Annotated in this window: 27 protein-coding genes; 14 read left to right on the top strand and 13 right to left on the bottom strand. The window is 61.9% G+C overall.

From position 1 onward, the window contains the following. Positions 1–43: 43 nt before the first annotated feature. The 9 genes from AC0L2U_RS01755 to AC0L2U_RS01715 all read left to right on the top strand — a co-directional run bounded on the left by AC0L2U_RS01755 (position 44) and on the right by AC0L2U_RS01715 (position 8,428). Complete coding sequence (locus AC0L2U_RS01755) at positions 44–619, top strand: DUF4893 domain-containing protein (RefSeq protein ID WP_292631233.1); 576 nt, start codon at positions 44–46, stop codon at positions 617–619. Positions 620–712: 93 nt separating this feature from the next. Beyond that, a complete protein-coding gene (locus tag AC0L2U_RS01750; protein WP_127271185.1) occupies positions 713–1,492 on the top strand; it encodes a formyl transferase in 780 nt (259 codons plus the stop codon). A 203-nt stretch (positions 1,493–1,695) separates the two neighbouring features. Then, positions 1,696–1,998 (top strand): virulence factor, encoded by a 303-nt coding sequence (locus AC0L2U_RS01745; RefSeq protein WP_023812316.1) that lies wholly within the window; start codon positions 1,696–1,698, stop codon positions 1,996–1,998. Further along, on the top strand, positions 1,991–2,629 hold the full coding sequence (locus AC0L2U_RS01740; protein WP_127397519.1) for a methylenetetrahydrofolate reductase C-terminal domain-containing protein: 639 nt from the start codon (positions 1,991–1,993) through the stop codon (positions 2,627–2,629). The genes AC0L2U_RS01745 and AC0L2U_RS01740 overlap by 8 nt, the downstream gene beginning before the upstream one ends. Further along, entirely contained in the window at positions 2,626–3,717 is a 1,092-nt protein-coding gene (locus AC0L2U_RS01735) for a methylenetetrahydrofolate reductase (RefSeq protein ID WP_292631230.1), read from the top strand. The genes AC0L2U_RS01740 and AC0L2U_RS01735 overlap by 4 nt, the downstream gene beginning before the upstream one ends. A gap of 82 nt (positions 3,718–3,799) precedes the next feature. Next, on the top strand, positions 3,800–4,774 hold the full coding sequence (locus AC0L2U_RS01730) for a methyltetrahydrofolate cobalamin methyltransferase (RefSeq protein WP_013531167.1): 975 nt from the start codon (positions 3,800–3,802) through the stop codon (positions 4,772–4,774). Continuing rightward, positions 4,725–6,875 carry an ASKHA domain-containing protein gene (locus AC0L2U_RS01725; protein WP_292631228.1) on the top strand — a complete coding sequence of 717 codons (2,151 nt, stop codon included), beginning with the start codon at positions 4,725–4,727 and terminating at the stop codon, positions 6,873–6,875. The genes AC0L2U_RS01730 and AC0L2U_RS01725 overlap by 50 nt, the downstream gene beginning before the upstream one ends. A 187-nt stretch (positions 6,876–7,062) precedes the next feature. Then, positions 7,063–7,248, top strand: a complete 186-nt coding sequence (locus AC0L2U_RS01720) for a hypothetical protein (protein ID WP_127258513.1) — start codon at positions 7,063–7,065, stop codon at positions 7,246–7,248. A gap of 232 nt (positions 7,249–7,480) precedes the next feature. Then, positions 7,481–8,428 carry an alpha/beta hydrolase gene (locus AC0L2U_RS01715; protein WP_127317949.1) on the top strand — a complete coding sequence of 316 codons (948 nt, stop codon included), beginning with the start codon at positions 7,481–7,483 and terminating at the stop codon, positions 8,426–8,428. 26 nt (positions 8,429–8,454) lie between these two features. Here the strand turns inward: AC0L2U_RS01715 and AC0L2U_RS01710 are convergent, their stop codons facing one another. Further along, positions 8,455–9,354: a LysR substrate-binding domain-containing protein gene (locus AC0L2U_RS01710; RefSeq protein WP_013531163.1), complete on the bottom strand. Its 900-nt coding sequence runs from the start codon at positions 9,352–9,354 to the stop codon at positions 8,455–8,457. Positions 9,355–9,572: 218 nt separating this feature from the next. Between AC0L2U_RS01710 and AC0L2U_RS01705 the strand changes: the two genes are divergently transcribed. After that, positions 9,573–9,758, top strand: coding sequence for a hypothetical protein (locus AC0L2U_RS01705; protein ID WP_032930657.1), 186 nt, complete (start codon positions 9,573–9,575; stop codon positions 9,756–9,758). 337 nt (positions 9,759–10,095) lie between these two features. Next, the gene (locus tag AC0L2U_RS01700) at positions 10,096–10,230 is read left to right on the top strand and encodes a hypothetical protein (RefSeq protein ID WP_013531161.1); all 135 of its coding nucleotides are present in this window, start codon (positions 10,096–10,098) and stop codon (positions 10,228–10,230) included. A 33-nt stretch (positions 10,231–10,263) separates the two neighbouring features. On the opposite strand, the gene AC0L2U_RS01695 is transcribed toward AC0L2U_RS01700, so the two are convergent. Then, complete coding sequence (locus tag AC0L2U_RS01695; protein ID WP_292337650.1) at positions 10,264–10,446, bottom strand: hypothetical protein; 183 nt, start codon at positions 10,444–10,446, stop codon at positions 10,264–10,266. A 129-nt stretch (positions 10,447–10,575) separates the two neighbouring features. Here AC0L2U_RS01695 and AC0L2U_RS01690 point away from each other — a divergent pair, with 129 nt between their 5' ends. The 3 genes from AC0L2U_RS01690 to AC0L2U_RS01680 all read left to right on the top strand — a co-directional run bounded on the left by AC0L2U_RS01690 (position 10,576) and on the right by AC0L2U_RS01680 (position 12,364). Further along, positions 10,576–11,514, top strand: a complete 939-nt coding sequence (locus tag AC0L2U_RS01690; RefSeq protein WP_348625597.1) for a GlxA family transcriptional regulator — start codon at positions 10,576–10,578, stop codon at positions 11,512–11,514. Positions 11,515–11,585: 71 nt separating this feature from the next. Continuing rightward, positions 11,586–11,876 (top strand): type II toxin-antitoxin system TacA family antitoxin, encoded by a 291-nt coding sequence (locus AC0L2U_RS01685; protein ID WP_027034749.1) that lies wholly within the window; start codon positions 11,586–11,588, stop codon positions 11,874–11,876. Continuing rightward, positions 11,873–12,364 carry a GNAT family N-acetyltransferase gene (locus tag AC0L2U_RS01680; RefSeq protein WP_127317913.1) on the top strand — a complete coding sequence of 164 codons (492 nt, stop codon included), beginning with the start codon at positions 11,873–11,875 and terminating at the stop codon, positions 12,362–12,364. Before AC0L2U_RS01685 ends, AC0L2U_RS01680 begins: the two co-directional genes overlap by 4 nt. Positions 12,365–12,386: 22 nt before the next feature. Here AC0L2U_RS01680 and AC0L2U_RS01675 read toward each other — a convergent pair whose 3' ends face one another. The 11 genes from AC0L2U_RS01675 to AC0L2U_RS01625 form a co-directional block, all read right to left on the bottom strand. Next, positions 12,387–12,728 (bottom strand): peptidase inhibitor family I36 protein, encoded by a 342-nt coding sequence (locus AC0L2U_RS01675; RefSeq protein WP_023812325.1) that lies wholly within the window; start codon positions 12,726–12,728, stop codon positions 12,387–12,389. 166 nt (positions 12,729–12,894) lie between these two features. Next, the gene (locus tag AC0L2U_RS01670) at positions 12,895–13,743 is read right to left on the bottom strand and encodes a DUF1194 domain-containing protein (RefSeq protein WP_292656351.1); all 849 of its coding nucleotides are present in this window, start codon (positions 13,741–13,743) and stop codon (positions 12,895–12,897) included. Between the two features lie 94 nt (positions 13,744–13,837). Then, on the bottom strand, positions 13,838–16,399 hold the full coding sequence (locus tag AC0L2U_RS01665; protein WP_292680118.1) for a GcvT family protein: 2,562 nt from the start codon (positions 16,397–16,399) through the stop codon (positions 13,838–13,840). 159 nt (positions 16,400–16,558) lie between these two features. Then, positions 16,559–17,317 carry an FkbM family methyltransferase gene (locus tag AC0L2U_RS01660; protein ID WP_292680117.1) on the bottom strand — a complete coding sequence of 253 codons (759 nt, stop codon included), beginning with the start codon at positions 17,315–17,317 and terminating at the stop codon, positions 16,559–16,561. After that, the gene (locus AC0L2U_RS01655; protein WP_473601315.1) at positions 17,314–18,546 is read right to left on the bottom strand and encodes a hypothetical protein; all 1,233 of its coding nucleotides are present in this window, start codon (positions 18,544–18,546) and stop codon (positions 17,314–17,316) included. The genes AC0L2U_RS01660 and AC0L2U_RS01655 overlap by 4 nt, the downstream gene beginning before the upstream one ends. A 21-nt stretch (positions 18,547–18,567) precedes the next feature. After that, positions 18,568–19,998: an aspartate aminotransferase family protein gene (locus AC0L2U_RS01650; protein ID WP_292680204.1), complete on the bottom strand. Its 1,431-nt coding sequence runs from the start codon at positions 19,996–19,998 to the stop codon at positions 18,568–18,570. A gap of 104 nt (positions 19,999–20,102) precedes the next feature. Further along, a complete protein-coding gene (locus AC0L2U_RS01645; RefSeq protein ID WP_127810159.1) occupies positions 20,103–21,110 on the bottom strand; it encodes an NAD-dependent epimerase/dehydratase family protein in 1,008 nt (335 codons plus the stop codon). Continuing rightward, positions 21,107–21,556, bottom strand: coding sequence for an EamA family transporter (locus tag AC0L2U_RS01640; RefSeq protein ID WP_127397099.1), 450 nt, complete (start codon positions 21,554–21,556; stop codon positions 21,107–21,109). The genes AC0L2U_RS01645 and AC0L2U_RS01640 overlap by 4 nt, the downstream gene beginning before the upstream one ends. A 124-nt stretch (positions 21,557–21,680) precedes the next feature. After that, complete coding sequence (locus AC0L2U_RS01635) at positions 21,681–23,033, bottom strand: FAD-binding oxidoreductase (RefSeq protein WP_127810158.1); 1,353 nt, start codon at positions 23,031–23,033, stop codon at positions 21,681–21,683. Between the two features lie 2 nt (positions 23,034–23,035). After that, the gene (locus AC0L2U_RS01630; protein WP_473601314.1) at positions 23,036–24,469 is read right to left on the bottom strand and encodes a UbiA family prenyltransferase; all 1,434 of its coding nucleotides are present in this window, start codon (positions 24,467–24,469) and stop codon (positions 23,036–23,038) included. 205 nt (positions 24,470–24,674) lie between these two features. Further along, positions 24,675–24,938 carry a hypothetical protein gene (locus AC0L2U_RS01625; protein WP_164748978.1) on the bottom strand — a complete coding sequence of 88 codons (264 nt, stop codon included), beginning with the start codon at positions 24,936–24,938 and terminating at the stop codon, positions 24,675–24,677. Between the last annotated feature and the right edge of the window lie 106 nt (positions 24,939–25,044).

Below are 25,044 nucleotides of genomic sequence, written 5' to 3'. Positions count from 1 at the left end.
AGGCAACAGGCCCTCCAGGCCATTCGAACGTGGAAACGCACCGATGACCCCTCGCCTCTCGATAGCCGCACTCGGTCTCCTCTGTTTCGCCCTGCCCGCTCATGCCGATGGCGACGTACAGAAACTCATCACCCCGGCCGACAAGAAGCGGCTCGACAATTATGGCGAGACGCGCAAGGCGGCGCTTGCCGAGGCGAAAGCTGGAGATGCGGCCGAGGTCAAGCAACTCGACGCCTTGCTGGCAAAACCGCTGGTGGCCTTTTCCGACAAGGACCTGACCGGCAGTTGGCGGTGCCGCACCATCAAGGCCGGCGGGTCTTTGCCGCTCGTCATCTATGGCTGGTTCAAGTGCAAGGTCACCGACGACGGTTCCGGCTGGCGGCTGGAAAAGATCAGCGGCTCGCAGCGCACCAAGGGCCGCTTCTTCGATGATGGCGAGAAACGCGCGATCTATCTCGGCTCCTTCTATGTCAACGATGATCCGGCAAAGCCCTACGGCAGCGGCCCGCAAACCGACCAGGTCGGCTATGCCTTCCGCAACAGCGCCAAGGAATGGCGCATCGAATTTCCGGCGCCCTACTACGAATCGAAGCTCGATATCATCGAATTCAAGCGCTGACTGTGTATCGAAGGCTGATCACCAAGGATTAACCCGGACGCCCTAGCATCCCGACCATTATCAAGAACGGGTTGCTTGGAGGGGGCAAGATCCATGGCAGCATCAGAATCCAGTACGCGGATCGTGGTCGTCACCGGAGGCGGCCAGCATGTCTGGGCTATCGTCAACGCGATCACCGACCGCGTCGGCCCTGTCAGCGTCATCCTCGAAACGCCTGAATCCAAAAAGCAATTGCTTCGCGGCCGGGCTCGCCGCCAGGGCTGGATCTCCGCCATCGGCCAACTTGGCACGATGGTGCTCAGCAGACTGGGCAAACGGCTTCTCGCCAGCCATGCCGCCCGGCTGATTGCCGAGGAAAAGCTCGAGGTCGAGCCGCGGCGGGATCAGGAAATCATCCATGTCGCCTCAGCCAACGGGCCGGAATGCCTCGAAGCGATCAAGAAGATCCAGCCTGGCGTTGTCCTGCTTAATGGCTGCAGGCTGTTGTCGAAGGACATGCTTGCCCGGATGCCTTGCCCGGTGCTCAACTATCACGCCGGCATCACGCCGAAATACCGCGGCATGAACGGTGGCTACTGGGCGTTGACGTCAGGCGACCCGCAGAATTTCGGCACCACCGTGCATCTGGTCGATGCCGGCGTCGATACGGGCGCCGTGCTGAAACAGGTGCGCGGTCAACCGAAACGCGGCGACACCATCTCCAGCTACGCGTTGCGCCAGGCCGCGTTCTCGCGCGACATCTGCGTCGAGGCGGTCAGCGATGTTCTGGCCGGAAAAATCACCACCGTCGACCCCGGTCTGCCATCACAGCAATGGTATCATCCGACGATCTGGTTCTATCTCTGGACTGGCCTGAGAACCGGCATCTGGTAGCGCATTCCTCGTCAGGATCCGCATGCCGTGAGCCGGCTTTTCCGACGCCTCGAACCGGGCGCCGGCAGACGCCGGAAACGAATAATCACACCTTTCATTTTACGACATCCAAATGCGTCGCTTTTGAATGCGCGCGCGTCGTCCCATAACAAGCGGCCCCACTGCGCTTCCGGCAATGCTCGCAGAACGAGGAGTGAGAATTCATGGCCGATCTGATCGTCGTCTACTGGCGCGACATCCCAGCCCAAATCATCGTCAAGAAGGGCCGGCAGAACGCCAAGCGCGAGCTGCCGCTGCGCTTCACCGAAGCGATCGACATGTGCGCGATGCGCACTGGCGCCGGCGGCACCGACGATTATCTGGCCGAATGGCGCAAGGCCGATCCCGTCCCGGTCGGCGATGACCTCGAAGCCGAGGTCGAGAAGGCATTCAACGATATCGACACGAAATACGACCGCGAGCGGCTGGTCGCCCTGGTCAAGGCAGGCGGCAAAGAAAATGTCTGAAACCATTCCTGCCAAGGATGGCCAAAGGGTTGTCCAGCCGGTTACCCAGGCCACTCTGGTCAAAAAGGCAGCGCCGAAATCCGACTACAAGCCGGCCGACGTATCGCCGCAGCGGCGCGTGCAGCGTTCCTTTGCGGTCAGATTATGGTCTGTGCGGCACTCGCGATTACTCGAATGGTTCTACGCCAAATTCGCCGACATGTTCCTGCTCCTCCATCCCTTGTGGAAGGGCATAGGTTACGGCCGCGTCGAAGGGCCGATCAAATTCGTCGAGAAGCGCGTCAAGGGCTTCATGTTCGACTGCCGCATGTGCGGCCAGTGCATATTGTCCTCGACCGGCATGTCCTGCCCGATGAATTGCCCCAAGCAATTGCGCAACGGTCCTTGCGGCGGCGTCCGCGCCAACGGCAATTGCGAGGTCGAGCCCGATATGCCCTGCGTCTGGGTCAAGGCCTGGGAAGGCTCGCAGAACATGGTGCACAGCGACAGGATCCTGACCGTGCAGAAGCCGGTCGACCAGTCGCTGCGCGAAACCTCGGCCTGGCTGCGGGTGACCGCACAGGCGGCCACCGCACGAGAAGCGGCCGCTGCCGCCAAGAATGAGACCGCAAACACCGGGGCGTCGGCATGATCGGCCGCCAGCGCGACGAGAACCCGGCCGGCATCCACCTGCCGCTCGAACCCCTGCCCGGCCACACTTCGCGCGGCCGGCTGGAGCGCGTCCTGCGGCGCGGCGAGTTCGCCGTCACCACCGAGCTCAACCCGCCCGACAGCGCCGATCCGGAAGACGTCTATAACCGCGCCAAGATCTTCGACGGCTGGGTCGATGCCATCAACGCCGTCGACGCCTCGGGCGCCAATTGCCACATGTCGTCGGTCGGTATCTGCGCGCTTTTGACCCGCATGGGCTATGCGCCGATCATGCAGATCGCCTGCCGCGACAAGAACCGCATCGCCATCCAGGGCGACGTGCTGGGCGGGGCCGCGATGGGCGTCGCCAACATGCTGTGCCTGACCGGAGACGGTGTGCAGGCCGGCGACCAGCCCGGCGCCAAGCCGGTGTTCGACCTCGACTGCATGTCGCTGCTCGAGACCTGCCGTATCATGCGCGACAACGGCAAGTTTCTGTCCGGCCGCAAACTGACGACGCCGCCGCAGCTTTTCCTGGGTGCTGCGATCAATCCGTTCGCGCCGCCGATCGACTTCCGCCCGCATCGGCTGGGCAAGAAGATCGCCGCCGGCGCGCAATTCGTGCAGAGCCAGTATTGCTTCGACGTGCCGATGTTCCGCACCTACATGCAAAAGGTTCGCGACCTCGGCTACACCGAAAAATGCTTCATCCTGGTTGGCGTCGGGCCGCTGGCCTCGGCCAAGACGGCCAAGTGGATCCGCTCGAACGTGCCGGGCATCCATATTCCCGATTCTGTCATCAAGCGGCTGGAAGGCGCCCAGGACCAGAAAAGGGAAGGCAAGCAGCTCTGCATCGACATCATCAACGAAGTGAAGGAAATTTCAGGCGTTTCCGGCGTCCATGTGATGGCCTACCGGCAGGAGGAATACGTCGCCGAGATCGTCGATGAATCGGGCGTGCTGAAGGGCCGCCAGCCATGGAAACGTGAGATCCGCCGCGACGATCAGCTTGTCGCCGACCGGCTCGACAGCATCTTGCACGACGACATTACCGAAACGCAGGTGGACATGGTGAAGACCGCGCATTGACGGCGCGGACGGCCACCCATTCGCTTGAACGAAACCAGATAACGATATAAAGAAATCTTTATATCACGGCGGAGAGAATTCCATGACCCGTACCATCGTCGCCTCGGCGACACGAGAAATCATCATCGGCTTCGACCAGCCGTTCTGCGTGATCGGTGAACGCATCAACCCGACCGGGCGCAAGAAGCTGGCCGCCGAGATGATCGCGGGCAATTTCGAGACCGTCATCAGGGACGCATTGGAGCAGGCAGCGTGCGGCGCCACCATGCTCGACGTCAACGCCGGCGTTACATCTGTCAACCCGAACGAGACCGAACCCGGCCTTTTGGTGCAGACGCTGGAGATCGTGCAAGGGCTGGTCGACCTGCCGCTGTCGATCGACAGTTCCGTCACCGCCGCGATCGAAGCCGCACTCAAGGTTGCCAAGGGCCGTCCGCTGGTCAACTCCGTCACCGGTGAGGAAGAAAAGCTCGAAGCCATCCTGCCGCTGGTCAAGAAGTACAACGTGCCCGTCGTCGCCATTTCCAACGACGAGACCGGCATTTCAATGGATCCGGACGTGCGTTTCGCCGTCGCCAAGAAGATCGTCGAGCGCTGCGCCGATTTCGGCATTCCGGCGCATGACGTCGTCGTCGACCCGCTGGTGATGCCGATCGGCGCGCTGGGCGATGCCGGCCGCCAGGTCTTCGCGCTGCTGCGCCGCCTGCGTGAAGAGCTCAAGGTCAACACCACCTGTGGCCTGTCCAACATCTCGTTCGGCCTGCCGCATCGCCATGGCATCAACGCTGCCTTCATTCCGATGGTTATCGGCGCCGGCATGACCTCGGCTATCATGAACCCGGTGCGCCCGCAGGAAATGGAAGCCGTGCGCGGCGCGAATGTGCTGAACGGCACCGACGAGAACTGCACCAACTGGATCCGCACCTATAAGGATTACAAGCCGGCCGAAGGCGGCCAGGCCGTTGCCGCCCCGACGCAAGTCAATGCGCCGGGCGACGGCGCCGGCAATGGCGGCCGCCGCCGTGGCGGCCGTGAAGCCCGGATGGGCCGAGGATAAGCGCGCAATCGTGAACTCACCTGCCAACATCACCGACCCGCTCGTGCTGTTCATGCCGTCCGGCAAGCGCGGGCGTTTTCCTGTCGGCACGCCGGTGCTCGATGCCGCGCGCCAGCTCGGCGTCTACGTAGAAAGCGTCTGCGGCGGACGCGCCACCTGCGGGCGCTGCCAGATCGAAGTGCAGGAAGGCAATTTCGCCAAGCACAAGATCACCTCCTCCAACGACCACATCACGCCCAAGGGCGCCAAGGAAGAGCGCTATGAGCGCGTCCGTGGCCTGCCCGAACGACGCCGCCTCTCCTGCTCGGCGCAGATTCTCGGCGACCTCGTCATCGACGTGCCGCAGGACACGGTCATCAACGCGCAGACCATCCGCAAGGATGCCGACACCAGGGTGATCGCCCGCGATGCGGCGATCCGCATGTGCTATGTCGAGATCGAAGAACCCGACATGCACAAGCCGCTTGGCGATCTCGACCGGCTGAAGATCGCGCTGATGCACGACTGGGGCCTGAAAAGCCTTGATTTCGATTTTTATCTGCTGCCGCAGGTGCAAGGTATCCTGCGCAAGGGCAACTGGACCGCGACCGCCGCCATCTACAAGGATGCCGATTCGGAGACCGCGCGCGTCGTAGCACTTTGGCCCGGCCTCAAGAACGAGGCCTACGGTCTCGCCTGCGACATCGGCTCGACCACCATCGCCATGCATCTGGTGTCGCTGCTGTCGGGCCGCGTCGCCGCCTCCTCCGGCACCTCGAACCCGCAGATCCGCTTCGGCGAGGATCTGATGAGCCGCGTCTCCTATGTGATGATGAATCCTGACGGCCGCGAAGGCATGACGGTCGCCGTGCGTGAGGCAATCTCCGGGCTGGTCGACAAGGTCTGCGCCGAAGGCAATGTCCAGCGCAACGACATCCTGGACAGCGTCTTCGTCGGCAATCCGATCATGCACCATCTGTTCCTCGGCATCGATCCGACCGAGCTTGGCGGCGCGCCCTTTGCGCTGGCCGTTTCGGGCGCTGTGCACATCAAGGCATCCGACATCGGCCTGAAGCTCAACCAGGGCGCCAGGCTCTACATGCTGCCTTGCATCGCCGGCCATGTCGGAGCGGACGCGGCGGCGGTGACGCTGTCGGAAGGCCCGCATCGCCAGGACGAGATGATGCTGATCGTCGATGTCGGTACCAATGCCGAGATCGTACTCGGCAATCGCCAGCGTGTGGTTGCGGCCTCCTCGCCCACAGGCCCTGCCTTCGAGGGTGCCGAAATCTCCGGCGGCCAGCGCGCAGCACCGGGCGCCATCGAGCGTGTGCGCATCGATCCCGATACACTGGAACCAAAATACCGCGTCATCGGCTCTGAGCTGTGGTCCGACGAGCCGGGCTTCCTGGATAGCGTCCAGGCAACCGGCGTCACCGGCATCTGCGGTTCCGGCATCATCGAAGTGGTGGCGGAGATGTATCTCGCCGGCATCATTTCCGAGGACGGCGTCATCGACGGCGGGCTTTCGGCCCGTTCGCCGCGCGTCACCGCCAACGGCCGCACCTTCTCCTACGTGCTGAAGGAAGGCTCTGCCGCATTGACGGAAGATGGGCCGAAGATCACCATCACCCAGACCGATGTGCGCGCCATTCAGCTTGCCAAGGCAGCGCTTTATGCCGGCACCAAGCTGTTGATGGAAAAGCAGAACACCGAGCATGTCGACCGCATCCATTTCGCCGGCGCTTTCGGCTCCTTCATTGATCCGAAATACGCCATGGTGCTGGGTCTGATCCCAGATTGCGATCTCGACAAGGTTTCGGCAGTCGGCAACGCTGCCGGTGCCGGTGCGCGCATGGCGCTGCTCAACCGCGGCTATCGCCGCGAGATCGAGGACACGGTCAGCAAGATCGAGAAGATCGAGACGGCGCTGGAGCCCAAATTCCAGGAGCATTTCGTCTACGCCATGGCGCTGCCCAACAAGGTCGATCCGTTCCCGAAACTGTCGGCGGCGGTAAAACTGCCGCCGCGCAAGACGGTCAGCGAGGACGGCGTTGCCGGCGACGCCGCTCCGCGACGGCGTTCGCGCGAAGGCCACGCCGCCAGGCGTGGACGGGAATAAGCGGCCGCGCCCAGGTCACGGCCTTTCCAAACTCATTTGCATGCAAATGTTTCCGGATCGCCTGATCCGGAAACCAAAAAGCTGTTTTCGTGAAATTCGCCAGATACATGGCAGGCGCATTCAACCGGCATCGAATGGCAGGTGGAGATATCTTTCCAGCCGCCGCAACGCTCCAGAGGAGACAACGATGTCAATGCTCGAAAGCCTCGGCCGCTATGGCACGGCCATCAAGAATGCTCACGACCGCAGCAAGGCGCGACGCCTGTTGAACAGCCTGCCGCCCGAAATCCAGAAGGATATCGGCTGGCCGGTATCGCCGCGATCCAGCGAAAAGGCCGCACTTATCAACACGATCTGGAGCGCCGCGCGCTGATGACCTTCGCCGACAAATGCAAATTGCTCGGCATGCGTCGGGGATCTCGCATGTCCCCGGCGACCACCAGCAACCGGCTGCGTGCCGCACTTCTACCACGTCGCTGAGCACCGCGGCGCGGATCACACCACCGTGTAGATACGGCGCAAATCTTGACATTTTCGGCCACGGCACGATCTTCGAAGATAGTGGGGGTTCTCTTAGTCGGCTTTGCCGAAGTTCGTGTATTCGCATGCCAAGTTTGAAAAGCCATGTCGTGTCTTTCGTCCTGCGGCACAGCCGCAAGCAGGCATTTGCCAGTCCGGAAAATTTGCAGCGCTGGATCGCGGCCGCGCGCAAGACCGAGAACCACCGCCCGCCCGCCTCGTTGCATCAGCGTCTCGACATCGAGATGCATACGGTCGATGGCTTCCCCGTCTACGAAATCGCACCCAGGACCGGCGAGCAGAAGCGGATTCTCTACTTGCACGGCGGTGCCTATGTCTTTGAAATCACACCCTATCATTGGCACCTGATCGCCGAGATGGCGGATCGGCTGGGCTACGGGATCACGGTGCCGATCTATCCAATCGCTCCCGAACACGATTTCCATGCCATGTTCGGAATGGTTGGCGATGTCTACCGGCAGATGCTCGCCGAGACGGAAGCCGAAGACATCGTCTTCATGGGCGATTCCGCCGGCGGCAATATGGCTGTGGTGCTGACCATGATGGTCGCCGAAGAAGGACTGCCCCTGCCGTCGCGGCATGTGCTCATTTCGCCGGGTCTCGACGTGTCGCTCACCAACCCCGCAGTGTTCGAGGCGGAACGCAACGACCCTTGGCTGGGCATAGCTGGCGGAAGGGAGGCGATTCGCCTGTACAGTGCCGGCATCGATCCCAGCGACTGGCACATCAGCCCGGTCTATGGAGATTTGTCCGTGCTGCCAAGAACGCTGCTTTTGACCGGCTCGCGCGATCTTTTGACTCCCGACAATCTGATCTTCGCCGAAAAAGCCCGCGCAGCCGGCGTTGAAATCGATCTTGTCTATGAGGAAGGCATGTTCCACGTCTGGCCGCTGATTGACATGCCGGAAGCCCGGCGCGCCCGCGAGCGCATCGTCGCCTTTCTCGGGGAGAGCCGGATCGTGCACGATACGAGAGTAAGGCCTGAACAGCGCCCCGCCGAAGCGGCGGAGTAGCTTTATACTATCGTCCTACCAGCCGGTCAGAACTTGCCGGTTTCCCGGAAGACTTCGAAAGTCGCGCGGATGTGGTCGGCAACGGCCTTGACCGGGGCACTGGCATCCGGCGCCACCACCATTGCCAGATTGTAGGTCCCGATGTCGGGCATGCCGTCCTTCGGGCAGAGTTCGACCATGTCATTGCCGAGGAACGACTTCGGCAATGGCGCCACGGCGAGATCGGACATGATCGCGGCGCGCTGGCCGGCCGTGTGTGCGCTCATATAGGCGATGCGGTAGTTGCGGCCCTCGCGGCCAAGCGCGTCGAGCGCGCCGGCACGCCAGGCGCAGCCCTCTTCCCACAGCGATACCGGCAGCGGCTCGCGCAGATGCGCGCAGCCGCCCTTGGCACCGGCCCAGACGATCGGCTCGGTCAGCAGCACCTCGGCGCCGAGCGCGCTGGTCTTGTAGGAATTGGTCAGCAGCGTGATGTCGAGCGCCCGGTCGTCCATGCGCCGGCGCAGATTGCTGCTCTGGTCGATGGTGACGTCGACGGCGATCGACGGATGCGACTGCGCGAAACGCTTCAACACATGCGGCAGCACGCGCTCACCGTAATCGTCGGGCGAGCCAAGCCGCACCACACCGACAATCTCGGGAATGATGAACTTCGACACCACCTCGCGATTGATGGACAGCAGTCGGCGGGCATAGCCGAGCAGCATCTCGCCATCCGTCGTCAGCGACACCGAGCGAGCGTCGCGCGCGAACACGGAGCGGCCGAGAATGTCCTCGAGCTTCTTGATCTGCATGGAAACGGCTGACGGCGTGCGGAACACGGCATTGGCGGCGGTGGTGAAGCTGCCGGTCTCGGCAATCGCCACGAACGTGCGCAAAACATCGAGATCGAGCAGCGGCAGCGGATGATTGAGCGGGGCGTTCATGGCAACCGACCTTCAATTTTTCTGATACAAAACATCATTCCATTTCGTTTGATTGAACATCAGATTGGGAGGATAGTCAACTCCATCGAAGCAGTAGCTGCCACAAGCAGCCATGAAACGACCTCGACACAGACCTGCATTCGACACGAAATGAAGTTGAAACAAACCCGCAGTAGCCAACTCGCTGTCTGGCACTAGCCAACCTAAAGGAGAAAGAGATGTCTATCCTGTCGTCCCTTGGTCGCATCGCGACCGAATTCAGCGCGGCGCGCGCCCGCTACCAGACTGAACGCGCTATCCGCTCCCTGCCGATCGAACTGCAGAAGGACATCGGCTGGCCTGAAGCTTCCGATACCAAGACCGGTACTCGCAACGGCGTCGGATCCTGGGCTGGAGCAAAGTAGATCGTGTGTACCATGTGCTGAAGGCCTGCCGCGCAAACCGCCCGGCAGGCCTTCTCTATTTATTTGCACTCAAATGAATTTTTAGAGCCATGTTTCCAGCGCATGACGCATATGAGAAAGCCGCATAGCAGCCCTCTTTTCAATTAATCCCTTGTAAATAATAGTAAATTTTTGGCACCTTGCCCAAATCTGTCGCAACCGATGTCGCATTTCATATCAAGCGCTTCGCTTTTGCGATTTAGTTTCTGCTTACACAAGCCTATATCGGCGCCAGCAAACGAGCTGCCCCACTCCATAAAGCGAAGGCGACCCGTCTGAGCAACAAATGGAGATGATTATGAAGCTTTTTGCACGCCTCTTTGCCCGCCGCGAAATGAACCTGACCACCGCTCTCGAGCGTCAGCGTCTCGCCAACACTATGCCCGGCCAGACCGGCGCCATGAATGCGGCGCGCCTCGGCTTCGTCGCCTGAAGATTTTAGGGGCAGCGCATCCCTGCCGCTGCTTTAGAACTGTAACGCCGCCTGGCTCCAGCCAAGGCGGCGTTTTTGTTTTGCGCGCAGGCAGTACGTTGCCCGTTGCTTGAACAGTTCGTGCCACTTCCAGGGCTCGCTGCACGCCGATTGCCCGTTTGCGACCCATGTCGCAAATTTAATCTCGTCGTAGCGGCGTAGCCGATTGACAGACATGGTTTTTCCTGATGTCGCTATGCTATTCGCGACATCCTGTTCGCGCCATGGCTGTGTGAGGTTCCCTTGAACGCCGTAAAGCATCCGATCAAGCGATCGTTTGTATTCTTCCTTATTCCCGATTTCACCATGATCGCTTTTGCGACCGCGCTCGACCCGTTGCGTTCGGCCAATCGCATGCTCGGCTACGAGGCCTATCGCTGGCGCCTCGCCAGCATCGACGGCAAGCCGGTGCGCGCCTCGAACGGGGTCGAATGCGCGGTCAACACGTCGCTCGAGGATGAACGCAAGAAGATGGCAGGTCCCGACCGGCCGAACATGGCCATCGTCTGCAGCGGCATCAATGTCGAGCGCTACCAGAACAAATCCGCCTTCGCCTGGCTGCGCGAGGAATACAATCGCGGCGTCGCCGTCGGTGGCCTGTGCACCGGCGCGCATATTCTCGCCGCCGCCGGCCTGCTGTCCAACAAGCGCTGCGCCATCCACTGGGAGAACCTGCCGGGCTTTTCCGAGGCGTTCCCGAAGGCCAATGTCTTTGCCGACCTCTTCGAGATCGACCAGAACATCTACACCTGCGCCGGCGGCACCGCCGCGCTCGACATGATGCTGAAGCTGATCGGCGACGACTTTGACGAGAACCTCGTCAACCGCGTCTGCGAGCAGGTGCTGACCGACCGCGTGCGCAGCCCCACCGACCGCCAGCGCCTGCCACTACGCGCCCGCCTCGGCGTCCAGAACTCGAAAGTGCTGACCATCATCGAACTGATGGAGGGCAATCTGTCGGAGCCGCTGTCACTGATCGAGATCGCCGACCATGTCGACCTGTCGCGCCGCCAGATCGAGCGGCTGTTCCGCACCGAGATGGGCCGCTCCCCCGCCCGCTATTATCTCGAAATCCGGCTTGACCGCGCCCGACATCTGCTGATCCAGTCGTCGATGCCGGTGGTCGAGGTGGCGGTCGCCTGCGGCTTCGTCTCGGCCTCGCATTTCTCCAAATGCTACCGAGAACTCTACGCCCGCTCGCCGCAACAGGAGCGCGTCGACCGCAAGCAGCTGCTGGCGGCCTGATCCGATATCCCTTAGAGAATGTCATGACATTGTCTGGCAAAATGTGATATCCTTATGTCGAAAGGTGTCACATGACCACGAGAACGACTCGATCCGAAAAACTGGACTTGCGTCTTACCGTCGAAGCAAAGCGGACGCTCGCGACCGCAGCCGCCGTTGAACGCCGTTCGCTGAGTGATTTTGTCCTTGAAAGTGCACTTGGGCGCGCCGAGGAAACACTGGCGGACCGACACAGCTTCTCCCTCGACGCAGAAAAATGGGCTGCGTTCATGGCGGCGCTGGATGCGCCCACGCGAGATCTTCCGCGCCTGAAGCGCCTGCTGAGTGAACCGAGCATCTTTTCCGGCCGCGATCCAGCGTGAGCCGGTTTCGTATCGAGAAACTGGCTCGCACGCATCTGGTGGATGTGTTCGATTGCGGCGAACTGCCGCTCAATAGGTTTCTCGCCAGGTACGCACTTCAAAACCAGCAAGCAAATGCTTCGCAAACCTATATTGGTCTCTCCGGCGAAGATGTGGTCGGCTTCTATACGCTCGTGGTTGGTGAAGTCGCCTATGATGGTGCGCCCGAGCGGTTGACGAAAGGCCTTGCGCGCCATCCGGTTCCGATAATGCTGCTGGCGCGTCTCGCGGTCAGCCTGAACTGGCAGGGCAAAGGCGTTGGCGGCGGAATGCTGCGCGATGCCATCCTGCGCAGCCTGCAGGCGGCTGACATTGCAGGCATCCGCGCGGTGACCGTACATGCCAAGGATCACAACGCCCGCGCCTTTTACGAGCGTTATGGTTTCATTCAATCCCCAACCGACCCGCTACACCTCTATGTGCTTGTAAAGGATTTACGGAACCTTTGAGGCACACGTAACCGGTCTGCGCTCAGTAGTCGTCGCAGGTGCATTCCGCCGAGGAGATACGGTCGTTCCAGTCACTGCCGCCCAAATTGCGGATCCTGCGCGTGATCTCGATCGAGCGGCCGCCCATCCGAGAATCCTCATAGGCCACGAGCGTGCAGCCGCGGCGAACGATCACCGACGACACACGGTCATTCCAAAACTGGCCGCCACGAAAATTTACGGAATCCTCGGCACCCATGCCGATGGACCGCCCGCGAAAATTCCCGTTCTCGAACATGATGCAGGCAGCCTGGTTGTATTGGGCGCTGGCGACGTCGGCATAAAGCACAGACGCGACTGCGGTCAGGATGGCAAGACGTCTCATCGGTGTTTCCTCGGTTTGGCCGCGCTCCTGGCTGGATCACGCGGCCCGCCCAGTTTGCCACTGCTTCGGTAGCGGAGGCAAGCCTGGAGCGTAAGCCCGAACAGGTAGGCGGCGGGGCAAGAGTGGGAGCCGGTTCGGTCAAAGATCACGCTCAATGGGAAGAGCTTTAGCGGCTATCGAACATCCAGCTGCGGTTTCGCCACATTTTCTCGCCGACGAGACAGTCGGTGGTGGACCTCTCCTGCGCCAATATCACCGGCGGATGCGCGGCCTCTTCCGCCGCCCATTGCGGCGAGGCCGGACCGGCGAGTTCCAGCACCAGTTTGCGACGGATGGCTTCGGGAAACTGCGTCCAGTCATTGACCGGGATCATGAAGGCTCCGGGACCGCCAATGACGCAGTCGCTGTAGTAGCGATCGAGATTGCTGACGTCGTAGGCACCGGTGAAGCCGCCTCGCGTCATCAGCGGCAAGCCGTTGATGACGATGCCTTGCTTGATCAGCCCGTCGCGGGTCAGATTGACCGGCGCACCCTGGTTGTTGGGGCCGTCGCCCGAAATGTCGATGACCCGCTTCGTGCCCCGGTAGCCGCTTTCGGCAAACAGGTCGTTGCCGAACTCCAGCGCTCCGGAGATCGAGGTGCGCCGCGCGCTATTGGGCGGCTGCGCCGACAACTGCGCAACCACGCGCTCGGCGTCGGTGCGGCTGGCGATCACCGTCCACGGCACGATGACGCGCTGCCAGGTGGTGCCGGCCCATTCGACATAGGTGACGGCGATCTTGCCATAAGCGCCATCGGCAATGGCTTGCAGCACATTGTCGTGCGTCAGCGCCGCCGCGTAGCCATGACGCTGGATCTCGAGTTCGTCCGGTGACATCGACAGCGAGACATCGACGGCCAGCACCAGCTCGACATCGACGGGCTCGTCAGCAAGGGACGCCGGCGCAAACCAAAGCGTCAGCGCGAACGCGGCACAGCCCGAAAGCATATGTCTAGCACAGGCAAAAGCAGACATTCCACAAGGGTAAGCGAAAACCGCCGGCTTAAAAAGAGAAAAGCCCGGCCGATGGCCAGGCTTTTGCCTTCATGCCCTTTGCGCCCGCCAGCAATCAACTGCGCGGCTTCAAATTCTCCGGATCGTAGAGCGGCTTGTAGCCGACGGCGGCGACTTCGACTGGATAGGTCTCGCCGAAATACTCGATCGTGAGCTTGCGGCCTTCCTGGGCGTACGCCCACGGCAAATAGGCAAGACCGATATTCTTGCCGACGGTCGGCCCGTACGCCATCGAGGTGGTGAAGGACCGGCGGCCGAGTTCGTCGACCAGCGTTTCGCCGGTCTTCGGGTCCATCACCGGCATCGTGCCGACCGGATAGCGGGCCACACCCTTCGAGTCGACATTCTCGGTCATCACCAGCGTGCACAGCATGGCCGGCTGGTGCTCGCGGGCGCGATATTCGACATGCTTGGCCTTGCCGCAGAAATCGTTCTCCTTGACCTTCGGACGCGCAAGATCGGCTTCGAGCAGATTGTACTCGGTCAAAAGGTCGGCGTTCTGCAGCCGCAGGCTCTTTTCCATGCGGCGCGTGTTGGCATAGGTCTCAACGCCGAAGGGCATCACGCCGGTCGAGCGCAAGGCGTCCCAGACGGCCAGGCCGTCCTCGTAGCGCATGTGCAGCTCCCAGCCCTGCTCGCCGACATAGGAGATGCGGAAAGCGGTGACATCCTTGCCGCCGATCCGGACCGGCTTGATTGCCGCGAATGGGAAGTTCTCAACAGAGAGCCCGTCCGGATTTTCGACCACCTTCTGCAAGGTCGCCCGGGCGTTCGGCCCCCAGATGCCGATGGTGACGTATTTTTCCGTCACGTCGGTGATGGTGACGTCAAAACCTTTGTCCTGTGCCGTGCGGCGCATGTACTGGAAGTCGCGCGGACCGGCGTCCGCGCCGTCGATCAAACGACAGCGGTCGGCCATGCGGATGACGGTAAAGTCGGCGCGCACCATGCCTTCCTCGTCGAGGAAGTGGGTGTAGATGCCCTTGCCGATGTTGTTGTCTCCGCCGATCTTGGCCGCGCACAGCCATTCCAGCAGCGCGACATGGTCGGGACCTTCGATGTCGTACATGGCGAAATGCGACAGGTTGACGATGCCGCAATCCTCGCTCATCGCGAGATGTTCGGCATTGGAGACGCGCCAGAAATGGCGGTTGTCCCACTCATTCTCGCGCACCGGCACGCGGTTGCCGTATTTCTCCAAAAGGTGCTCGTTGGCGGCATAGCCGTGGGCGCGCTCCCAGCCGCCGAGCTCCATGAAATAACCGCCAAGTTCCTTCTCGCGCTCCCAGAACGGCGAGCGCCTGATATTGCGGGCCTTGGAGAACGGCTCGCGCGGATGCACCGCCGGATTGTAGACCTTCATCGCGGTCTCGGTGCAGCGATCCCAGATGAATTGCTCCTTGGTCTGGTGCGGATAGAACCGTGCATAGTCGATGGCATGGTGATCGATCGCGGTGCGGCCGTCGGTCATCCAGTCGGCGATCAGCTTGCCCATGCCGGGACCGTCCTTGACCCAGATGGCGACGGCATACCAAAGGCCCCGCACCTTCTGGCTTTCGCCCATGGACGGGCCGCCATCAGCCGTCACCTGGAGAAGCCCGTTGAAGGAATGGCTCTCATTATAGCCGAGTTCGCCGAGGATCGGCGTCAGTTCCATGGCGCGTTCGAGCGGTGCCAGGATCTGCTCCATGTCGAGGTCGCGCTGTGAGGGCGAAAGCCGCGCCTGGTCCTTCTCCAGCAGGTCGCGCGGATGGCAAAGGCGCGGATTGGTCTCTTCGTAGTAACCCCACTCGATCTGCCCGCCCTCGGCGGTCTTTGGATCGCCGGTGTCGCGCATATAGGCCGAGTTGCCCTGGTCGCGCAGCAGCGGCCAGCCGATCTCCTTGCCCGTGCCGGCGAACTCGTTGTAGGGGCCGAAGAAGGTCAGCGGATGGTCGATCGGCATGACCGGCAGGTCCTCGCCGACCATTTCCGCGATCAGCCGGCCCCAGATCCCGGCGCAGACGATGACATAGTCGGCCTCGATGATGCCGCGGTCGGTCACCACGCCTGAAATGCGGCCGTCCTTGACGACGAGCGACCTGGCCGATGTGTTGGCGAAGGATTTCAGCTTGCCGGAGGCTTCCGCTTGGTCGACCAGTTTGCCGGCGACCGTCTGCGAGCGCGGGATGACCAGGCCGGCATCGGGATCCCACAGGCCGCCCTGCACTATTCCTTCTTCGATGAGCGGAAATTTTTCCTTGATCTCGGCCGGTTCGATCAGGCGGGCGCGCGTGCCAAACGCCTTGGCCGAGGCGATCTTGCGCTTGATCTCTTCCATGCGGCTGTCATCGCCGACGCGAGCTACTTCCAGGCCGCCGATGCGCGCGTAGTGGCCCATCTTCTCGTAGAAATCGATGGAGTAGAGCGTCGTCCAGCACGACAGGAAATCATGGCTGGTGGTGTAGCAGAAGTCGGAGGCGTGTGCGGTCGAGCCGATATCGGTCGGGATGCCTGACTTGTCGATGCCGACGATGTCGTCCCATCCGCGTTCGATCAGATGATGGGCGATCGATGCGCCTACGATACCGCCCAGGCCGACGATGACGACCTTCGCCTTTTTCGGAAACTCTGCCATTGCCCGCGACTCCAAAGTGATAAAGCGCGCGGACTATAGGGCGGAGCGATGGGCCTGATGAAGCCTGTTTGCGACATTGGCAAAAAGCCGAGCGACCAGACGGCAGAATGCTTCCCGTCGGACCCTTGGCGGTTCGCCTTCCAAGGTGAAGGCTATAACTCAGGCGAAGGCCCAGATGTCCTCGGCCTGGAAGCCGACCTGATAGCCTGAGGTCTTCAGCTTGACCACGACCTGGCCGATCTCGGCCGCGGGCAGCGCGCCGACCTCGACCTTGATCATGCCGGGACGGTAGCGCTTGAGGTCGAGCTGTTCGAAGACGATCCAGTCGGCGCCCTCGCAATCGACGAGAAAGGCGTCGATATGGGTGATGCCATTGCGGTCGAGCAGCGTCTGCAAGGTCTCGGATGGCACCTCGATGTCCCTGAGATGCGGCGCGAACTTGTTGAAGTTGGTGTCGGCCTCGCCCCAGGCATTCTTGCCCGACATCAGATTGGTGTCGGTGACCGACGAGCAGCCGATGAACTCGATCGGCAGCGCGCCGGCCTCGAGTGCGGCGGCATCGAAAGTGTGGACGGTGATCGTGCCCTTTGTCTTCGTCACCGCCACCGGCTCGATGATGAACCGGCTGGTGTCGGGGTAGTTGGCGCGCAGCCGTTTCTGATTGTACGGGATCGGCTCGACCAGCATCGCGCGTGCGCCAGCTATGCGGTGCAGCCACGGCGTCACATCGTCGAACAGCGCGCCGTCGCAGGCGCCGACATTGACCATCTGGAACGGCCGTCCCGCCCCACCAAACCGCGCCTTCAGCGCCGCCTTGGCCAGGAATTTCGTGCCGCGCAGCGACGGCCCGCGATCGAGAACACCACTTGGAAGAGCAAGCGACAGGGCAACGCGCGCCAGGCTGGATAGCGAACTCATGGCTTGTCTCCGGGAATGATTGGCAAGGGCGCGCGATTCTGGCCACGAGCCGCGGCTGCCCACAGCGCCATGAACGGCGTCGCCAGCAGCAGGAATGGCGGGATCAGATGCGGGAAATAGATGCGCGTGTCGTGGATCGGGAAGACGGTGAACTTCGCCAGCGCGCCGAGCACCAGTGCCGCAAACAGAATGCCGGCGCGGCGGTCGAGGCGGAAGCCGGCGCGGGCGGCGGCAAACCAGCCGGCCAGTGCCAGCACCGACACGCCGACCCAGCTGTTCAGGCTGACGGCACGCAGCAGCGAGGTGGCAAATGCCCTGAGATAGGCAACGATGGAGAATGGCGGCTCGAACCCGTCCATATTGTAATGCTGCTCGATGCTGGAGAACCACAGATGCGGCCACCAGCCGGGATGATGGGCCCAGTGCGATATGGCGAAATAGGCGACGAAAGAAGCCGCAAAACCGGCCAGCGCGCCCCACGCCTTCTGCCGGAACGCAACCAGCAGCACAGCAAAAACAGCAAGGAAAACAATATTGTCCGGGCGCACCATGAAGGCGAGGAAAAGCAGGAGCGCCGTTGCCGCCTCGTAGCCGCGGACATAGGCATAAAGCCCGCCCAGCAACAGCGCCGACGTGAGCAGATCCGGCGTCGAGGCGCGCGCCGCATCGCCGAAATCGGCCATGATCAGCACCGCGCCGACCGCTGGCGCCAAAGCCAATGCCTTTTCCGAGCGCAGCCACAGCAGCGCGATCACGCCGAATAGCAGCACGGAGAACACTGACACCAGGCGCATCGCCTCGACTGGCGACATCACCGCGCTCATCGTCGACAGTATCTCGGCGTAGAGAAATTTGATCCGGTACATGCCGAGCAGTGAATGGAAGTCGGCCGCATTCTGCGCCATGTGGCTGCGGAAGCCGCCGCCATCGTCGGTCAGCGCCTTATAATCGCTGGCCGAAACGCCCGATTTGACGGTGTTGTAGGCATAGTCATGCAGCGCCTGGGCATCGGGATAGGTGCTTTCCTCCGATATGGCGAGATAGGGCAGCATGTCCCAGTTGGCGTCTGGCATCACCCAGGCGGTGAACGCTGTAAAAAGAATGTAAAGCGCGAAAGCCGCCGCGCCGATCGGTGCTGCCGGCCGCGCATAAGTCCCCTCGCCCCACGCCAGGCCGGCCCCGGTGAGCCGGTCGAGTGGGTTTTGTGGAGCGGGCGACTTGGTCAGCATCGTTGTACCCAGCGAACTCGCTTAACGAACCTGGCTTTTGACGAAATCCTTGACGATCGACACGATGCCGCGCGACAGCAGGCTGTCGAAGGCATCGACGAAGCGGTCGACATGCTCGCGCTGGCAGATCAGCGGCGGCTCGAGCCGGATGACGTTGCGGTTGTATTCGGTGAAGGCGACCAGCACATCGTAGTCGCGCAGCAGCAGCGCCCCGATGAAGCCCGACAGCGAACCCTTCAGCTTGTCGTCGAGCACGCTGACGATCGGCCGCAGCACCATCGGCAAGGTCTGCGAGAAGTCGTGGAACTCCAGGCCGACCATAAAACCCTTGCCGCGCACATCCTTGATGATCTTCGGGTACTTTTCCCTGAGCGCCTGCAGGCGCTGCAGCAAATAGTCGCCGGTGACGGCGGCATTGTCGATCAGCCCCTCGTCGTAGAGCACGTTGAGCCCCTCGATCGAGGTGACGCAGGCCTCGCCCATGCCGCCGAAGGTCGCCATGGCATGGATCATCGCCGTTTTCGGCGTGCCATAGGCCTTCATATAAACCTCGCGCCGCGCGATCATCGCGCCGACCGCGGCCTTGCCGGCGCCAAGCGATTTGGCCAGCGCCGTCACATCGGGAATGACGCCGTAATGCTCGAAAGCATAGAAGCGGCCCGAACGGCCATAGCCGCACTGCACTTCGTCGGCGACCCACAACACGCCATACTGGTCGCACAGTGCGCGCAGCTTCTGCCAATATTCGGCCGGCGCCTGAATGATGCCGCCACCGCCCTGGATGGTTTCAAGCACGATGACGCCGACCTCCGGATCGGAGCGGAACAGGCGCTCGACCGCCTCGATGTCGGCGAACGGGATGCGAACCGTGTTTTCGGCCACCTTGAAGTCGGCGCGGTAAAGCTGGCCGTCGGTGATGCCCAGCACGCCTTTGGTCTTGCCGTGGAAGGAATTCTCGGCATAGACGATCTTCGGCCGCTTCGGACCGGCCGCGCGCTCGGCGAGCTTCACCGCCGCTTCCATCGCTTCCGAACCGGACGAGCCCAAAAATACCATGTCGAGATCGCCGGGCGAGCATTTGGCGATGTTGTGCGCAAGCGCTGCCGCATATTGCGACATGAAGGCGATGGCGATTTCCTGGCGCTTCTCTTCCTGGAATTTCTTGCGTGCTTCCAGGATGCGCGGATGATTGTGGCCAAAGGCCAGCGAACCGAAGCCGCCGAAGAAGTCGAGGATCTTGCGGCCGTTCTGGTCGATGTAGAACATGCCTTCGGCACGCTCGATCTTGATCTTGTGGAAGCCGAGCAGCTTCATGAAGTGCAGCTGGCCGGGGTTGAGATGCGCCTTGAACAGGTCGGTCATGCGGGCAACGTCCATCGCCTTGGCCTGCTCGACGCTGATCAAATCGGGCTTGGCGATGGTGGCGGGCGACAGCGACGGCGCGCTGACCATGGTGCGCAAATTGGTCTGTTCGGGCTTGGCCATGACGGTCATTTCAATCTCCTGTCTGCACGCACGACCAGGATCGAGCGCAACGAAAGCTGTTTTGCGAGCCGCTATTCGGCGGGCACATGTTTGGTGGCGACGGCGTGACCGGCTTTCTTTGCTCGGTACTCGCTGTAGGCGGCGATCAGCATGTCCTCGTCGCGATATTGCGGCACCCAGCCGAGCTGACGCCCGGCCTTGGACACGTCGAGCACGCAGTCCTCGTCGGCGATCAGATACTGTTCCGGGTCCATGATCGGCATGTTCAAGAGGTCGAGCAGGTCCAGCGTGCGCTTGACCGCCCAGCCCGGTGTTGGGATCAGGATCGATTTCGAGCCGGCATGCCTGATCAGATCGCCGAGCAATTTCTTGACCGGCGGCGGGTTGAGCGAACCCAGATTATAGGCCTCATTAGGCACACCGGCCTTCCAGGCCGCGCGCGCGGCCTCGGCGCAGTCGAACACCGAGATGAACTGATAGGGGTTCCTGCCCGAACCGATCATCGGCACCGGAAAATTCCAGTCGATCAGCTTGAACAGTTTCTCCAGAATGCCGAGCCGGCCGGGGCCGATGATCAGTCGCGGGCGAAACAGCGAGATCGACATGCCGCGCTTGCGCCATTCGGCGGCAAGCTCCTCTGTCTTCTGCTTCGACCAGCCATATTCGCCCAGCGGCGCCACCGGGTGCTCCTCGGTCATCGGCTGCGTGACCGTGTGGCCGTAGATCATGTCGGTCGTGTAGTGGACGAGTTTTGACGCACCGGCTCTGTCCATGGCCTGCATGATGTGCTCGGTCCCATGAAAATTCACCGGGAAGAAGAAATCGTGCCGCTTGGCGCGCACCTGGATCGGCGACAGCATCTTGGCCGACAGATTATAGACCATGTCGTCGGCCTTCAGCCCAACCGCCGCGACCGATGCAGGATCGGTGACGTCGCACTGGACAAAGCGGACAGTGCGGTAATGCGGCAGGTCGCTTTTGACGATATCGGCGACGACGACCTCTTCACCATCGGCCACAAGTTTCGGGGCGAGATGGCGGCCGACGAAACCGTCGCCGCCGAAAATCACATGTCTCATCGAACAGTCTCGTTTGCTTGGATCTTGTCAGGCGTGATGGAAGCCGTCTGGTCTTCATGCCCTCGCTCGCCCAAATCCCGGCCACTTTGGGCGATCAGCACCGTGCCGACGCAGATGAAGGCGATGCCGGCGATGCGCCAGCCATTGAGGTCCTCGCGGAAGACGAAATAAGCGAAGATGGCGACGGCAACATAGGCGAGGCTGAGGAACGGATAGGCGAAGGAGAGCTCGACCTTGGACAGCACATAGAGATGCGATGCCATCGAGATGACGAAGGTACACAGGCCAAGGAACACCCAGGGGCTGAAAACGATCTGCAGCAACTTGACGAGCGGATTGACGCCCTCGAACGAGATCGGCCCGAGCGACATCATGCCTTGCTTCAGCATCAGCTGCGCGGCGGCATTGGTCATGACTGTAAAGAGAATGAAGACGATGTATTTCATGTGTTCCAAGCCACCCCTTCACGCTTGCTATTACAAACCCGCAAACATTTGGTGAAGTCCCAACAATATTTTGAGTAAATCGCGTTATTAAGCATCAATTAACCAGGAATTATTCGAGTTTTATCTATTCGGCCGCCTCGACCGAGCCTCGTCGCGCATCCAACCTCTTCGCGGTGCGCGCCCAGAAGTCAGACATGAAGGCGTGGTCGCGGAGCGCTTCCAGCCGCTGCCATTCGGGAAAGGACGAGGCGAATATCTCGGCGGCCATGCGGGCGTCCTTGTATGGATTGACCGCGCCGCCGGCCTCGACCGTGATGCGGTCGAGTTCCCGCAGCAATGTCAGTGTCGCGGCACCCCTGTTGGGGAAATCCAGCGTCAGCGTGTAGCCAGGGCGCGGGAACGACAGCAGTGCCGGCGAGCGGATGGAGCCAAAGCGCTTCAGCACGGTGAGGAACGAGCCCTGCCCTGCTTGCCTTGCAGCCGCCAGCAATGCCGGCACGGCCTCGCGCGCCGTCTCTTCCGGCACCACGCTCTGGTGCTGGAAAAGCCCTTTCGGCCCATAAAGCCGGTTCCAGTCGCGCACGCCGTCGAGCGGGAAGAAGAAGCCCTGATATCCGGCCTGGCGCGGCACCGTTGCCCGGCTCTTCCTCCACCTGTAGGCAGCGTTGAAGGCGGTCAGGAACGGCCGGTTGAGCACATTGAATGGCGGCTGGACCGGCACCGAGAAATTGCCACCGGCGCGCGAGGCGGCATGCGAGCCGTGCTCGGCGTGATTACCAGTGAACAGCAGGCCGCGACCGCTGTTGCGGCCATCGGCCAACTGGTCGATCCAGGCGACCGCATATTCATTGGCTTGATCGGCCGCCTCGGCCAAACCGAAGAATTCGTAGAGATCGCGAAACGGGGTCGCCTTTTCGACGATGTCGAGCGAATGCACCCGCATCAGCCGGATCGAGGCCGACAGGATGAGGCCGGTCAGCCCCATGCCGCCGATCGTTGCCGCAAACAGCCGCGCATTGTCCGAGGCCGAGCAGCGGTGGGTCTTTCCGTCGGACCTGAGCAGCGTGAAGCTCTCGACATGGCAGCCGAATGTCCCGCGCCGATGATGGTTCTTGCCATGCACGTCGTTTGCGATGGCGCCACCCAGCGTGACGAATTGGGTGCCGGGCACAACCGCCGGGAAGAAGCCGTGTGGGGCAGCGTGGGCGATGATGTCGGACAACAGCACGCCGGCATCCGCCTCGAGAACACCGGTTTCGGCGTTGAAGGCACGAATCCGGTTCAGCGAGCGCATGTCGACGACCGCGCCGGCCGCGTTCTGGCAGGAATCGCCGTAGGAGCGGCCATTGCCATAGGCAAGCAGTGACGCTGGCTTGGCCTGACCGCCCTTCAGCAGCGAGATAGCCTCGTCGGCACCGATGGCGCGCGGCGCCGGCGGCGTAGCAAGGCCAAAGCTCGGGAACCGCTCAGTGGCCATGCCTACCAGCCCCCGATGACCAGCATCACTGCACCGATCAGCACAACGATCTGGCTGCGCCAGTCGCGGATGATGAAGACGACCGGATCGTCATGCATCTCGTTGCGGCGCGCCAGGATCCAGACGCGCATGGTGAGATAAAGCACGATCGGTGCCAGCGGCCAGATCAGCCATGGATGCGGATAGAGCTCGCGCACCGCGACACTGTCCATGTAGAGCGCCAGCACCAGCGCCGAGGAGAAGGCCGAAGCCATGCCGGCCTGGGCGACGATCTCCTGGTCTTCGGTGCGATAGCCGCGGCCGGCAATGCGCTCGCCAGGCGGAATGGCGGTGGTGCGCAGTTCGACGAAGCGCTTCACCAGCGCCAGCGACAGGAAGAAGAAGATAGAGAAGGCCAGCAGCCAGAACGAGACGTCGACGCCGGTCGCCGCCGCACCGGCCAGGACGCGGATCGTGTAGAGGCCGGCGAGTGTCAGCACATCGACCAGCAGCATGCGCTTGAACGACAGCGAATAGGCCGTCGTGACGACCATATAGCCGCCGAGCACAGCCATGAATTCGGGCGACAGGAACAGCCCGGTGCCGATGCCGATCGCCAGAAGCACCGCGATTGCGCCAAGTCCGAACGGGATCGACAGCGCACCGCTGGCGAACGGCCTGTTGCGCTTGGTGAGGTGTTTGCGATCGAGCGCGAGGTCGAAGAAATCGTTGAGGATGTAGATGGCCGACGCCACCGCACTGAACGAGACGAATGCCAGCAGGCATTGCCAGATCATGTCGGTGTTGAAATATTCATGCGAGAGCACCATCGGCACTGCGATCAGCGAATTCTTCAGCCACTGATGGACACGCAGCATCTTGACGATGGTCCGCAAAGTCGGCTTCGGCGCCGGCATCGTCTCGGCGCCATGCGCTGCCTGCCAGCGCGCGGCATGGCGGTCGGGCGCGACGACGATGACGTTGCGCGCTGCATCGAAGACCTGGAGATCGTGACGGCTGTTGCCGGCATAGTCGAAACCGCCATCGCCATAGGCTGCGATCAGCGAAGCGCGCTTCCTGCCCGAGGTGAGATTGGCGAGACCATCGGTGGCCAGCACCTGGTCGAAAATGCCGAGATGGGCCGCGATGGCGTCGGCGAACTTGCGCGGCGTACCGGTTGCCAGCACGATCTTGCGGCCCTCGGCGTGTTCGGTCCGGAGGCGGCAAAGCAGCACTTCGCGATAGGGCAGCGATGCCGGATCGATGTCGATGCGTTGCGCGATTGCCTGCTTCAGCCGCGCCGGCCCGCCGGCGATCCAGAACGGTACCAGGAAGATATAGAGCGGGTTCTTCTTGAGAAGGATGAACAGCCCTTCCCACAACAGATCGGTCGCGATCAGCGTGCCGTCGAGATCGACCGCAAGCGGTATTGCGTTCCTGTCCGACCGCGCATCCATGTCCGTTCTGCCCTGCCCGCGTAGAGTTGCGCGCCGCTTTCCGGCGTCTTGAGGCTGGTATAGCGGGCGATGGCGTAGCGAACGTTAAAACGCCCGGTTGCAGACGGCTGCCGTGACGGTATTTCCGGCGTCATTGTTAAGCAACTGCTACCGGAAACAATAAAAGGCCGAGCAAATGCCCGGCCCTCAAGATATGCAACCGGAATTACTTGATTCGGGCGACGCCGCCCGAGATTTCGATGGTTTCCGAACCGGTCAGAGCTTCGAGGTCGCCGTTCGGCAAGGTGACGAAACAGCCATTCGGGCAGAACTCAACCGTTTCGCCACCAGCCAGCGCGAGGTCGGTCTTGCTGCCGCCCTCGGTCACGACCAGCGTGCGGGTCTCGGCGTCCTTGTTGACCGCGCTTGCGGCATGGACCGAGCCGATGGCGGCGACCAGGGCGACGGCAGCGACGAGAGACTTCCACATGGTGCAATATCGGTGTTCCCACCGCCTCTGTTGCATTTCGCAAGGCAATTTCGCCTTTGCATGGGAGCTTATAGGAGATGGAAGCTGAACCGCAACTGAATGCCGC

It is taken from the genome of Mesorhizobium sp. WSM4808 (genome assembly GCF_055811675.1).
The sequence above is the reverse complement of the archived record's forward strand: the minus strand, read 5'-3'. Positions and strand labels throughout refer to the sequence as shown.